Origin of the sequence: Selenomonas sp. WCT3, from assembly GCA_900100835.1 — a bacterium.
Classification (GTDB): Bacteria; Bacillota; Negativicutes; order Selenomonadales; family Selenomonadaceae; genus Selenomonas_A; species Selenomonas_A ruminantium_E.
Genome location: FNCM01000004.1, coordinates 1 through 13267, shown reverse-complemented (window position 1 = coordinate 13267; position 13267 = coordinate 1). Strand labels below are relative to the sequence as shown.

The following is a 13267-nucleotide window of genomic DNA, read 5'->3' as shown; positions in this document are numbered from 1 at the left end:
TGCTAGAAAAAAACACCTGCACTGCTTATACGTGAATCACCTTGATATGCTTCCGATAGAACCGGTAGATGCCCACCAGCATCACTGCGGTAATCGTCCAACTGATTGGATAGCATAGCATAATGGTCTTAAAATCGTGATTCGCCACAAAAACCGTATAAATCCATAGGATGCGCACGCCACAAACTGTGGCCAGCATCAGCAATGCCGGCGGCAGGGAATACCCATAGCCGCGCATAGCCCCCGACAGACCCTCGATGAATACACAGACAAAATAAAATCCAACAATGTACCATACGCGGATGCGGCCGATTTCAATAACGGAAGCCGATGCATTGAACAAAGCCAAGAGTTCATCGGAAAACAGGCAGGCTATTCCCGACAAAAAGGCGATGACCACCATGGCTACCTGCATGCCCACCTTGGTAGCCTTCCGGCATCGGGGCAGATTGCCTGCACCGTAATTCTGGCTTACAAAAGTCGTAACGGTCTGACCGAAGGCAATCAAGAATACATAGATATTGATTTCGATGATAAAGGCCGAGGCCGAAGCTGCCATGACTTCAGAACCCAAACTATTAATTGCCGCCTGGATTACGAGGTTCGAAAGAGAAAACACCATTCCCTGGATTCCCGCCGGAACACCAATCCGCAGGATTTCCTTAGCATAGGAAGATATCATGCGAATGGCACCGGGTTCAATGCGGATGATTCCATGGGCATGACAGAGATTGTCGTAAAGCATCCAAGCACTGACATAACTGGAAATCGCCGTGGCGGCTGCCACCCCCGCAATGCCCCAATCCAGCAGCGTCACCGCTGCCAGATTCAGCACGATATTCAAGACGCTGGCCACCGCCAACGCCTTTAGCGGCGTCTGGGTATCGCCACGGCTCCGGAAAATCGCCGACTCAAAGTTATAGAGTCCCATGGCGGGCATGCCCAGCAGGTATACCCGCAGATACAACTCAGCCGACGGCATGACTTCCACGGGAACACCAAGTGCCTGTAGCATGGGAGCCGCCATTAGCTCCCCCAGCACGGCCATAGCCACCCCCAAAATCAACGCCAGCAAAAAGGAGGTATGCACCGCCTGCGTCGTTTCTTTTAAATTATGGGCGCCAATAAACCGGGCAATAACCACATTCGCTCCCAACGACACCCCCATGAAGAGGTTGACCAAAAGGCCGATAATCGGGGAGTTATTGCCCACCGCAGCTAACGCCGTAGTTCCCACGAACTGTCCCAACACCAGTACATCGGCAGTGTTGAATAACTGCTGCAAAATTCCCGTCAAGGCTAGAGGCAAGGCAAAAAGAACCATAGGTTTTGCTAAGGGCCCCTGAAGCATATTGATTGTATGTTTTTCTCTCATTTTCCTATTACAACTTACTCAAAATAAATTCAGCCTGGCCCACCAGGGAATAATCCCCAAGACCAGCCGGTAAAAATACCGTATCCCCTTTAGAAAGTTCTAGTTCCTGACCAGCTTTTACCACCCGCATATTTCCCTGCAGGACGGTAACACATTGGAACGAATCCCGTCCCACGGTCAGACTGCACAAATCCATCAAATTCCCATGATAAACGGTAAAATACTCGCACTCAGCCAAGAGTTCCATCTTGGCCCCGGGAATGATATCGATATGAGCCAGCGGCTTGGTTCCCCGGGTCGGTACCGCAAGTTTCGTCACGTCCAAGGCCTTGTCCACATGAAGCTCCCGCGGCTTACCATCGCTGCCCACCCGGCCGTAATCGTAAATGCGGTACGTCGAATTGGAACTCTGCTGAATCTCACAAATCAGAATCCCCTCACCAATGGCATGCAAAGTGCCCGAATCGATGAAGAACACATCTCCTTTATGAACGGGAACCCTATTACATACCTCCAGCAAGGTATTGTCCTCGATGCGCCGCTTGAACTCCTCTTTGGTAATCTCGCGATTGAACCCGTAAAGCAGACTTGCCCCCGGTTCACAGTCCACGATATACCACATTTCGGTTTTGCCGTATTCACCTTCTACCCGCATGGCGTATTCATTATCCGGATGAACTTGTACCGAAAGGCTTCCCTTGGCATCGATAAGTTTAATGAGCAACGGGAAATAGGGGAATTTTTCCGCTTTGCTGCCCAAGACCCCACTGCCCGCTTTTTTGAGCCAGGCCGTCAGGGTCTGACCAGCCGCTTCGCCATTTTTAATGATGCTTTCGCCATCTTTATGGCAGGAAAGCTCCCAGCTTTCCGCCACCTTGTCAAGCTTTGTTTCTTTTCCGTACTCGTCTTTAAGCCGCGTACCGCCCCAAAGATAATCTTTTAATGGTGCTTCCAACTTCATCGGATATAACATCAAAGAAGCCCTCCTTATCTTCTTACACATTCAAACAAGTATACATAATTATAACGCCATTATTCAGGGTTTACCAGAGAAAAATCCCCCTTGATGATAAATCGTGTTCCCTTTGACAGCTCGCTTTCACAGGTTATTTCCATCTCATGCCGGCTAGCGATTTCCCGGGCAATGGTAAGCCCCAGTCCCGTCCCCTGCTCATTGCGGTTTCGATTGGTTTTGAACCGGTCAAAGATATGGGGAAGTTCCGCAGATTCGATGCCACAGCCATGGTCTTCCACCATGACCTGCCAGTTTTCCCCCTGCCGCCTTCCCTGAATTAGGATTTCACCGCCGTCATGGGAAAACTTCACGGCATTATCCAAAAGAATCAACATAAGCTGGCGAAGCCGCCCATAATCGCCCTGAATGGGCAATGGTTCCACAAAATCAACCCGCAGCTGCAAATTTTTCTTAGCCGCCGCCGGCCGCATTTGTTCCACGGCATCTTCAAAGGCATCACAGAGGTTTAACGGTTCCTTTCCCACCGAAAAGCTCGTATTCCGCAGCCGTGTAAGCTCCAGCAAATCTCCCACCAACCGCTCTAAGGCCGACAGATTGCTCATGACTTGCTGGAGATACTTCTGCCGCTCTGCCTTTTGCGTTACCAAGCCGGAAAACAACAACTCCAAAGTGCCGCGAAGAACTGTCAGCGGCGTCCGCAATTCGTGAGAAACCGCCGCCAAAAATTCCTGACGCTGACGGGAAAGCTCTGCCCGCTCTTGCTCTGCTTGCGCTAGTTTCCCCCCCAACACATCAATATCCGCCGCCAACATGCCAATCTCGTCCTGTTGGCGAATGCCGGTTCGCTCACCATAATTCCCCTGGGCATAGGCCCAGGAAACATGCTGCATGCGATAAAGGGGGCGAATAAACCGACGGACCAGCAGCACCGCCAGAACTCCGGCCAAAACCATGGCCAACAGTACCGAGATAGCCAACAGGCGCAGACCGCCGTTAATGGTATTTTGCAAGTCCTCCAAGGGGCGGTGAATCAACACCGCACCGATTACCCTGTCATCCTTATCTTTGATTGGTGCCCCCACCGTAACGGACGGCGTATCCAGCAGGGCACCAAAGTCATGACTCACCGCCGTCTGCCCGGCCAGCACCTGCTGCAGCACTTCATTGACTGGTGCCGGCAATTGGCCGCGTTCTTCGCCAGTATTTTCGCCATAGGCCAAAATCGTGCGGCTCTTCTCCGCCACCAGCCAAACCTTGCCCTGAGCCAAAGAATCCAGCTGCTGCAAAAATTCGCCTGCCTGCTGATTCGCCTCCCTGCCCCCAGTGTCCTGGACACTATACTGCTGACGGCACCAATCCATTTCCCGCTGGGCGGTACCATTTCCCCGCTCACTTGAATGTACCATGCGTCCATGATGGCCATGGCGCATCCTGCCGCTGCTTTCTTCCACAGCCGGCTCATCCTCCGCTGCCGCTAAGAACTGCTGGCTGTCTTTCATGACCGGAATAGCTGCAGCCAGGGTCAGAGCCCGCTGCATGGTTTCTTCTTCATGAACATGCTGATTATAGTGGGTAAACAGCCAGGAAAACACACTGCCCATAATCAGGGCAAACAGAATCAGCGTCACTGAAAAATAAAGGAGCAATCGCTTGGTCAAACGCTTTTTTCTCATGGCTGAACCTCCAAACGATATCCCCGGCCCCAAACCGTGCCAATGGAACAGCCATTAAGCCCTGCCTGCTCCAGCTTTGCCCGCAAACGCCGTATATGGGTATCCACCGTACGAATGTCCCCTGTGTAATCAAAGCCCCAAACCGTATCCAATAATTTATCCCGGGAAAACAACTGCCCGGGATATTCGGCGAGGAGCCTGAGGAGGTCAAACTCCTTATGGGTCAGCCGGACACCTTTTCCCGCCACTTCGATGACACCGCGCTGCACGTCAAGTACCATATTCCCCAGCTTATGGCCGCTATCTATCGGCTCCTCTCGCTGTATCAGCTGCAGCCGCCGGAGCACCGCTTTGACCCGCGCCATAACCTCCGGGGCCGAAAAGGGTTTTACCACGTAGTCATCGGCGCCGATTTCCAGTCCCATAATCCGATCGTAATCCTCGCCCCGGGCCGTAATCATGATAATCGGCACATCCGACTGCTGCCGGATTTTTCGGCAAACTGCAAAGCCATCGAGCTTTGGCATCATTACATCCAGCAGGATAAGGTCAATCCCCCCCGCCTGCCATTTATCCAACACGTCTTGTCCATCCACCGCCAGAACGGTTTCATAGCCGGATCCCCGCGCAAAATTATCCAGTATATCACGAATTGCGTCGTTGTCGTCCGCAATCAAAAGCCGCATAGCATCGCCTCCTCACCTTGACCATTATAAGAGGTTTCTCTGAAAATAAAAAATAAATTTTTTCTGTAACAGATTTGTCACAACTACCGGTTATACTAAAGCCAGAAACGATAAATAATGAATTGTTCAGGAGGAATTTATGATGAAAAAGAAATTAGCAGCGCTTCTCACCGGCCTTATGGTTCTCACGGCAGTCCCGGCTTTTGCCGCTTCCAGCAACAAGGATGACAGTGACTATGGCCCAGGCTATTGCCGCCAGCACAACGGCTGCTACAATGCAGACGGGAATAACCATGGCCGCCACGGCCACGGATACTACCGCAACGACAAATAAACAGCTAAAGAGCCGTTGACGAAAACGTCAACGGCTCTTTTTTCGTGAGGGTTGTCTTCCCCATTATTAGCGTACTTCCGTTACCACACCATTTTTGGTATAAACGTAAAAATTCTTGCCATTATGATTGAACACGTACTGCTTGATTTCCCCATCGCTAGTCTTGCTGGAATTTACATGGTCAGGCTGTCCCATGGCCGCAGGAATCTTTTCCTCCGGATCACCGGGGCGAATATTGCCATACTGCCCTTCCTTCATGGACTGCTTATGGGAAGCTGCATTTTCCGCATCGAGCTTAGCTTGTTTCTTGGCTTCCTTTTCCATGCCGAGAATCAACCGCTTAAACGGAATAATCTTATCCTGCAAAACCCCATTGTAATTATCTGGGAATGAGGCGACGAGCTTTTGCAGCTCCGCATTCTCATTGACATTCATATTGGTCATATGCCCACCATAGGTGCTGACTTGTTTCATCGCCTTGGCATAGGTGATAAGTACATCGGCATTGGGACAGTCATCGGCCATCTTTTCGGCAATTTGCGCGCTATCAAAATCATGCAACAATTCCAGCGCTTTATCGATTTGCTCTGGGTCTGGCTTGGTAAAGGACAGCCCCTGCAAAATATTTACAGCCTGCTGGTATTTCTTCGCCAAGGCTGCCTTGTATTCCCCATCCAATTCCTGGCTGTACTCGTGCACGACCTGTGCCTTCATCTCATGAAATCCGTTGATACCGCCGATAACAGCAGCGGTCACTCCCAGCAGGACTGCCAGGACAGCTAGCGGATAACGACGGCGGCGCAGGAAAATGCCACCGACTGCAAAAACCAGCAATGGACAAGCCAAAAACAACATGATTGTTAATACAGACATAGTATCCCCCTTAGAATTGAACCACTCTTATTATTCTATCATTCACCATGGTTCGGGTAAATGGGACCTATGGCTTAAAATAATCAACTTTCCAGCTTTTGGCTCAATCGTTCAGCCAGTAATGTGTATCGCTTGCGCGTGCGGTCATTCTCCACTGCCGTCGACAGAGCGGCTTTGCTTCCCACCAGGATAACAAGACGTTTGGCCCTGGTCACCGCTGTATAGAGCAAATTGCGCTGCAGCATGATGTGATGCCCCGGCGTAAGCGGCAGGATGATGACCGGGTATTCACTTCCCTGGCTCTTATGTACACTCATGGCATAGGCCAGCATCAGCTCTCCCAGTTCACTTTTTTCGTAATCCGCACTGATCTCTTCACTGAATTTCACAGTGATATGACTTGGCTCCACAGCGGTGATAAAGCCAATGTCGCCATTGAATACCTGTTTCGTATAATTGTTTTTCGTCTGCATGACCTTGTCCCCATATCGGAAAGTCTGCACACTATTGACGAATTCTGCCTTACGGGGACTTTTGGGATTCAAAACATCCTGAAGCATCTTGTTGAGGTTCGCTACCCCGCATTCCTGCCGGTGCATCGGCGACAACACCTGCGCATCGGTCAAAGGGTTATATCCCATCGCCGGCAGCGTTTCCTGGCAAAGGCGGACGATTACTTCTGCCGTCTGCTGGGCATCCAGGCACTCGATAAATTGGAAATCTCCTGTCTGCCGGCACTGGGGCAGCCGGCCGGCATTTATGGCATGGGCATTGAGCACGATCGTACTTTCCTCGTCTTGACGGAACACCTCCGTCAAACGCACGCTAGGAATTGTTCCCGAGCGCAGGATGTCCTTTAATACAGACCCAGGCCCCACTGCCGGCAGCTGATCCACATCCCCTACCAGAATCACGTGACAGCCATCGGGAACGGCCTCCAAGAAATGCTGCATGAGCACAATATCCATCATCGACACTTCATCGAGAATGATGGCATCGGCTTCCAGCTGCTCATCCGAATCCTTGGCAAACATAGAACCGCCGTCCTCCTGCCGTCCGCCTTGGGCTTCCAGCATACGGTGGATGGTCATGGTCTTGCGTCCCGTCGCCTCAGCCAGACGCTTTGCCGCTCTTCCCGTTGGAGCTCCCAGCAGGATTTCCAATCCCGCCAATTCCAGCATGTCCAGCATACCGCGAACCACCGTAGTCTTACCGGTACCCGGACCGCCAGTCAACACAAAGATGCCATGGGTGAGTACCGCCGCCATAGCTTCCCGCTGCTCCCTGGCCAAATCCAGCCCGGTCATTGTTTCCCATTCCGTTACAAGCTTATCCGGGTCAGCCACCGACAGCGGATTGGCATATTTCTGCAGGTATAGAAGTTTTCTGGCCACTTTCTTTTCGGCCCGATAGAGATAAGGCGGATAAATCAAGGTGTCGGCTCCCACGTATTCCACGGAAAGCCGCTGCATATCCAGCTGTTTTTTCAGCACTTTGCGGACACTGTCCCTGTCTACTTGCAAAAGCTTTGCCGCCTTTTCCACCAAGGGACCCTCGGGAATACAACAATGGCCATTTAGCGAAATCTGCTGCAAGGCGTAATCAATGCCAGCAGCCACCCGGTCCTCATTATCCCTTGTCATTCCCAAGCTGGCCGCAATGGCATCCGCCGTGGCAAAACCAATGCCTTCGATTTCCTGAGCCAGCTGATAGGGATGACTCTCCAGCATATCCAGCGCAAAGGAACTGTATTTCTTATAAATACGCGCCGCAAAGGAACCTGAAACGCCATGGCTTTCGAGCCATACCATGATATCGCGAAGCTCTGACTGATCCATATACGAGGCCACAATCTTCTCGGCCGTCTTATGGCCGATGCCCTCCACCAATTCCAGCTGATGCGGCTTCTTCTCGATGATATCAAGGGTATCGGCACCGAACTTGGCTACAATGCGTTTTGCCATCGCTGGACCTACGCCTTCAATAACTCCTGACCCCAGGAACCGTTCGATTCCTTCCACGCTGGTCGGCGCTTCAAGACGCATGCTGCTGGCCTTGAACTGTTGGCCAAACCGCGGATGGGTAATCCAGTTTCCCTTGAGATGTATTTGCTGCCCCACCAGCGGCGGCTCAGATCCCACCGTCACATTGACACGGCTGTTTTGATGAGTCGGACGCAGGCGAAATACAGCAAATTGTCCATCATCACTGGCGAAAATTATACTGTCCACAAGACCTTCCAATTCTTCTTCGTCTTGCAGTCCCAGCGATATCTGCTGGTATTCCGAATTTGCCATAGCCTGCTACTCCTTTCATTACGCTTCGGTCAAACGTTCCCACTTCGCATAGCGTTGCTCGATTTCCTCTTCTTTGGCCGCATAGGCCTCGGCAATCTCCTGACTTTTCACCGGGTCGGCCTGAATCTCCGGGTCATTCATCTGATATTCCAAGCCCTTGAGTTCTGCCTCAGCCATGGCAATTTCCGCCTCAGCCCGCTGAATCATTTCCGTGCGCTTGGCATCACTCATGCTCTGGATGCGCCCCAATTCAGCCTTGGCCTTCTCCTCCGCCTTAGCTGTTTCTGCTGCGGAAGGAACCAGGGAAACGCCTTCCTTCTTCATTGCCTTAGCCCGCTTTTCCTTCTCCCGTGCTTCTTTGATTTTGGCTGCCTTTTCTGCCTCCAGGCGCTCTTCTTCCGCTTCTGCTTCAGCCAGCTCCTTTTTCATCAGGTAATAGCTGTAATTGCCCATATACTCCGTGATGGAACCCTCTTCCAGTTCCAGGGTGCAGTTGGCTACCTTGTCCAGGAAATAGCGGTCATGGGAAACGGCCAGGAACGTTCCTGGATAAGCCATAAGGGCTTCCTCCACCGCCTCGCGGGCCGGAATATCCAAATGGTTCGTCGGCTCATCGAGCACCAAAAAGTTTGCCCCCGTCAGCATGAGCTTCAAAAAGGCCACTCGGGATTGTTCGCCACCAGATAAATCCCCAATGCGGCGAAGGACTTCATCCCCATGGAACAGAAAAGCCCCCAAATATTTACGGGCCTGCTCTTCCCCAAGGCCGTACTCATACATGATTTCATCAAGTATGGTATTTTCCATATGGAGTCCTTCATGCTGCTGGGAGAAATAGCCAATCTTTACCCGGCTGCCAATTTTTACCCGGCCGGTGGGCGATTCCAATTCTCCCACCAGTACCCGCAGCAGCGTGGTCTTGCCAGCACCATTGGGACCCACCAGGGCCACACCATCTCCATTGCGAATCAACAGGGAAATGTGCTGAAAGATTTCACGCCCACCAAAGTTCATCGATACATCTTCCAGCTCCGCCACCCGCTGTGCACATTCTGGCGGCGTGTTAAGAGCAAAATAGTTAAAGGTAGCATCCTCTGGTGGCAGGACAATCCGTTCCAAACGATTGAGCTGGCTCTGGCGCCCGCGGGCCTGCTTAGACTTGATGCCCGCCTTGTATTTTCGGATGTACTCCTCCGTCTTCCGGATATGCTCCTGCTGTTTTTCATAGGCTGACTGCAGCGCCGCGCGGCGCTGGGTCTTGACCTTCATAAAATAGGTGTAGTTGCCTTCGTAGCTGGTAACCGTTTTATTCTCTAATTCAATAATACGGGTTGCCACTTTGTCTAGAAAATAGCGGTCATGGGAGATGAGCAACACACCGCCATTATAGCTCTTGAGAAAGCCTTCCAGCCATTCAATCATATGGATATCCAGGTGATTTGTCGGCTCGTCTAAGAACAGAAAGTCCGGTTCCCGCAGCAAAGCCTTTACCAGACAGATACGGGTTTTCTGTCCACCGGAAAAATGCTGAACATCCTTGGCAAAATCCTCTTCGGTAAATCCAAGGCCAAAGGCTATCCGACGAATTCGACTTTCGTAATCGTACCCCTCGAGGCGTTCGAACTGCTCCACCACTTTACTGTAGGCAGCCATGGTCTCTTCATCATGGTCCACTGCTATCTTCTTTTCCAAAGCGCGCTTGCGCTCTCCCAATTCGATAATGTCATCGAAGGCCCGGCGGAACTCATCATAAAGTGTACCCTCACCAAAATCAGACTGCTGTTCCACGTAGCCAATGGTATCGGCACTGTCGAATTGAATCTGGCCGCCATCGGCCTCCACCTGTCCCATGAGGATTTTCATCAAGGTACTTTTACCGGCACCATTGGCACCGACAAAGCCGACGCGCTCACCACGTCTCACCTCAAAGTTTACGTCATGGAATAATTCTTCCACGCCAAAGGCTTTGGCCAGCCCGTTGACTCTTAACATACCCAAAATCATTTCACCTCAAGAATATTTGTTCGTCATATATAGGATGACGGAGCCTAGCTCCGTCACCCTCTGCTTATTTTCGATAATCCACCCCAATATGGACTACCGCCTGATTCGAACTGCCGCCATCCATGATGACACACTTGAACGGCATGCCATAGAATACATCGGTATTGCGCGTAGACGTAGTGATAGTCGTCTGGGTGCGGGAACTGGTGATACCCGTTTCCACACCAGAAATGACAAATCCCTTGCGCTGCAGGATGCCGGCCACTTCTGCACCGGCCCCATTGATGCCACTGTCGTTGATGACCATAACCGAAATCTGGGACGGCTTCATGGGCTTTTTATCCTGCTCTTTTGTCACGGCTTCCTCTTGGATTTTTCCCGAGGAATTCTTGGACTGAGCCAAAATCTGCATATCCTTCGGCAACGACTTCATGTATTCGTCTTCATCTGCCTGGGCTTTAGCCTTGGCCTCATCCGATAACGCAAGACCTAGCTCCTCCATGATGAGTTGCCGTAAATCCGTAATGTCCGGAATCCAATAGCTGACATCCTGAAGATAAGCCGGCTGACCTGGTACCATCTGTGCCGTAAGTCCATTGTCATGAACACTCTTCATAAGCTTGGCAAAACGCAGCAGCTCCGCAAGCGACATATCCGTCGTAACCGCCGAATTGATTTCCTCAATCAATTTGGGAAGTCTTGGCAGCATCTGTGGCGAAATCATCTTGGCCAGACATGCCTTGACAAATTTCTGCTGACGACCTATGCGGCCGATATCGCCTTCACCATCGCGATAGCGCACATACTGGATTGCTTTCTTGCCATCCATGTGCTGCTCCCCAGGGTAAAGGTCGATAACCAAACCACCGTTATCATCCCAAGGGTCTTCGTAATGCATGCGCTTTTCCACATTGATATCCACCCCACCCAGTGCATCGATGATGCGCTCAAAGGCCGTGGTATTAATCAACACATAGTGGTCAATTTTTACGCCTAGCAAAGACTCAACAGATTTTTGCGTGAGCTCCTGACCACCATAGGCATAGGCATGATTGATTTTTTCGTAGCCATGTCCCTCAATCGGCACCCGCGTATCACGCGGCACCGACATCAGTGCGGCTTTTCCCTTATCCGTATCAACAGCGGTCACCATCATGGTATCACTGCGGCCGGTATCGCCTTGCCGGCTGTCGATGCCCAGAATCATCACATGGACAATCTCATCATCGGCTATCGCCGCATCAATTCCCGACTGGTTATGTTCTTTTACATGCTGTCCCCAGACAACTCCCATGACAGCCACCAGTATCACTAACAGCAGCATCAATACCATTTTGATACGCTTATAACTGCGTTTCTGTCTGCGTTTTTGCCGCATCCCATCGCGCTCCTTAGCTTTTATTTTAACCCCATTAGTATAACAAAAAAAGGCCCTCTCCGCAAACAGAAACGGCCTTTTCGAAAGATTCCATCAAACCAAATAAATGGATGGGTCAATATTGATTTCATGAATAAAATGACGCAGGTCATTGTCATTTATAACCATTTCGATTGCCTGATTGCCCGCAGGATCCTTTGACAAGTCAACCGGATGGGGAACACTGAGGATATTGGCAGCCTCATCGGCAAAGAGGACCACGGTCGGCGTCTCCGTCTTGCCGAAAGTGCATTCCTTGACAATGCCATACCCGTAAATCGTCTTGAGCACCGTGCCCGTCGGATAAAGAGAGATATTATTAAAGAACAACTTGAGCAAATCCTGATCAAACTGCCCTTGATTAACAGTTCTCATGATGTTATAAGCAATATTAGGCGTATAAGCCTTTTTATACGGACGCTCACTGGTCAATGCATCATACACATCGGCAATTGCAACGATTTTTGCATAGCGATGAATTTGTTTGTCCTTAAGCCCCCGCGGATAACCATGCCCATCGATATGTTCATGATGTTCCGATGCTATGGCTGCCAGAATCGCCGGCGACGGCAGACTCAGTTCCATATCTTTAATGCGCTTCGCACCATCCAAAGGGTGACGCTTGACAATGGAAAACTCCTCATCCGAAAGCCCCGTTGTCTTTGTCAGAATAGCTGCCGGGACATTGATTTTCCCTAAATCGTGCAAGAGAGCCCCTAAAGTCAACAACAACAAATCCTGTTTTGTATAGTGACAAAGCATCCCAAGCATTGCCGACAAAATTGCTACATTTACGCTGTGAGCAAAAGTATACGTATCATGAAGACGAATATCCGTCAGCTGAACGAGATTCTCACGGCGGTCAATGAGATCGAAAATAATATTTTCCGAAACTCCCTGCATAGCATCTATATCCAGCTGTCCCTTTTCCTCGACACTTTGGAAGGTATCATAAACCTTTTCGATTGCATTGATGCGTGTTTTTTCCTGAACAATGTCTTCAGGCGGCATCAAATGGAAATTAGGATTAGCAGAAGTAACTGCAACCGTTGGAATACCGATTTTCTCCAGCTGGCGGATATATTCATCGGTAATAGGCTGCCCCTTTACTAAATAGCAAGCACCATGCTGATTATAGATACTCTGTGCGATTATCATGCCTTGCTTGAGATTTTTCACCGAAAGGCGTAGCATTGTCTATCAATCCCTTCTCCCCAAAGATTCATAGTTACACTACTATTATGATAACGTATTTCGAACGAAATGAAAAGCAATACACAAAAAAAGCATCCACAATCGTGAATGCTTTGCTTTAACTGGCAACTCCCTATCCTCCCAGTCCGTCTCCAGACAAGTACTTTCGGCGTATATGTGCTTAACTACTGTGTTCGGTATGGGAACAGGTGGAACCACATAGCCAGCGTCACCAGATATTCTTTTGAATGAACTATGTCCACTCAAAACTATACAGAAGAAATCTTATCGAACATTTTAGATTAAAGTTAAGCCCTCGACTTATTAGTATTGGTCCGCTGCATGCCTTACGGCACTTCCACTCCCAACCTATCTACCTTGTCTTCTTCAAGGAGTCTTACTAGATTAACTCTATGAGATACTTCATCTCGAGACGGG

10 protein-coding genes and 2 rRNA genes are annotated in these 13267 nt (G+C 50.3%); 1 reads left to right on the top strand and 11 read right to left on the bottom strand.

Annotation, left to right across the window (positions count from 1 at the left end):
• Window positions 1-25: 25 nt before the first annotated feature.
• The 4 genes from BLQ36_RS04520 to BLQ36_RS04505 are packed head-to-tail and all read right to left on the bottom strand — an operon-like array spanning window position 26 to window position 4710.
• Complete coding sequence (locus BLQ36_RS04520; protein ID WP_074514197.1) at window positions 26-1375, bottom strand: MATE family efflux transporter; 1350 nt, start codon at window positions 1373-1375, stop codon at window positions 26-28.
• Between the two features lie 7 nt (window positions 1376-1382).
• A complete protein-coding gene (locus BLQ36_RS04515; protein ID WP_074514195.1) occupies window positions 1383-2348 on the bottom strand; it encodes a type I phosphomannose isomerase catalytic subunit in 966 nt (321 codons plus the stop codon).
• 59 nt (window positions 2349-2407) lie between these two features.
• Entirely contained in the window at window positions 2408-4024 is a 1617-nt protein-coding gene (locus BLQ36_RS13570) for a sensor histidine kinase (RefSeq protein WP_318260911.1), read from the bottom strand.
• Window positions 4021-4710, bottom strand: coding sequence for a response regulator transcription factor (locus tag BLQ36_RS04505; RefSeq protein ID WP_074514194.1), 690 nt, complete (start codon window positions 4708-4710; stop codon window positions 4021-4023). The genes BLQ36_RS13570 and BLQ36_RS04505 overlap by 4 nt, the downstream gene beginning before the upstream one ends.
• Before the next feature lie 142 nt (window positions 4711-4852).
• On the opposite strand from BLQ36_RS04505, the gene BLQ36_RS04500 reads away from it, so the two are divergent.
• Window positions 4853-5044, top strand: a complete 192-nt coding sequence (locus BLQ36_RS04500; RefSeq protein ID WP_074514192.1) for a hypothetical protein — start codon at window positions 4853-4855, stop codon at window positions 5042-5044.
• 66 nt (window positions 5045-5110) lie between these two features.
• Here BLQ36_RS04500 and BLQ36_RS04495 read toward each other — a convergent pair whose 3' ends face one another.
• The 7 genes from BLQ36_RS04495 to BLQ36_RS04465 form a co-directional block, all read right to left on the bottom strand.
• Window positions 5111-5917 (bottom strand): hypothetical protein, encoded by an 807-nt coding sequence (locus BLQ36_RS04495; protein WP_143558672.1) that lies wholly within the window; start codon window positions 5915-5917, stop codon window positions 5111-5113.
• Between the two features lie 83 nt (window positions 5918-6000).
• Entirely contained in the window at window positions 6001-8214 is a 2214-nt protein-coding gene (locus BLQ36_RS04490; RefSeq protein WP_074514189.1) for an ATP-dependent RecD-like DNA helicase, read from the bottom strand.
• Between the two features lie 18 nt (window positions 8215-8232).
• Complete coding sequence (locus BLQ36_RS04485) at window positions 8233-10212, bottom strand: ABC-F family ATP-binding cassette domain-containing protein (RefSeq protein ID WP_074514497.1); 1980 nt, start codon at window positions 10210-10212, stop codon at window positions 8233-8235.
• Between the two features lie 70 nt (window positions 10213-10282).
• Window positions 10283-11596: an LCP family protein gene (locus BLQ36_RS04480; protein WP_074514187.1), complete on the bottom strand. Its 1314-nt coding sequence runs from the start codon at window positions 11594-11596 to the stop codon at window positions 10283-10285.
• Window positions 11597-11689: 93 nt separating this feature from the next.
• Window positions 11690-12829 (bottom strand): HD-GYP domain-containing protein, encoded by a 1140-nt coding sequence (locus tag BLQ36_RS04475; RefSeq protein WP_074514185.1) that lies wholly within the window; start codon window positions 12827-12829, stop codon window positions 11690-11692.
• 120 nt (window positions 12830-12949) lie between these two features.
• Window positions 12950-13066: ribosomal RNA gene (gene rrf, locus BLQ36_RS04470) — 5S ribosomal RNA — on the bottom strand.
• A 67-nt stretch (window positions 13067-13133) separates the two neighbouring features.
• Window positions 13134-13267, bottom strand: a 23S ribosomal RNA gene (locus BLQ36_RS04465); the annotation flags it as partial.

Excerpts from the sequence above, each read along its gene's own strand:
- BLQ36_RS04490 (WP_074514189.1), bottom strand. The coding sequence starts at position 8,214 with ATGGCAAATTCGGAATACCAGCAGATATCGCTGGGACTGCAAGACGAA.
- BLQ36_RS04495 (WP_143558672.1), bottom strand. The coding sequence starts at position 5,917 with ATGTCTGTATTAACAATCATGTTGTTTTTGGCTTGTCCATTGCTGGTT.
- BLQ36_RS04500 (WP_074514192.1), top strand. The coding sequence starts at position 4,853 with ATGAAAAAGAAATTAGCAGCGCTTCTCACCGGCCTTATGGTTCTCACG.
- BLQ36_RS04480 (WP_074514187.1), bottom strand. The coding sequence starts at position 11,596 with ATGCGGCAAAAACGCAGACAGAAACGCAGTTATAAGCGTATCAAAATG.
- BLQ36_RS13570 (WP_318260911.1), bottom strand. The coding sequence starts at position 4,024 with ATGAGAAAAAAGCGTTTGACCAAGCGATTGCTCCTTTATTTTTCAGTG.
- BLQ36_RS04515 (WP_074514195.1), bottom strand. The coding sequence starts at position 2,348 with ATGTTATATCCGATGAAGTTGGAAGCACCATTAAAAGATTATCTTTGG.
- BLQ36_RS04475 (WP_074514185.1), bottom strand. The coding sequence starts at position 12,829 with ATGCTACGCCTTTCGGTGAAAAATCTCAAGCAAGGCATGATAATCGCA.
- BLQ36_RS04505 (WP_074514194.1), bottom strand. The coding sequence starts at position 4,710 with ATGCGGCTTTTGATTGCGGACGACAACGACGCAATTCGTGATATACTG.
- BLQ36_RS04520 (WP_074514197.1), bottom strand. The coding sequence starts at position 1,375 with ATGAGAGAAAAACATACAATCAATATGCTTCAGGGGCCCTTAGCAAAA.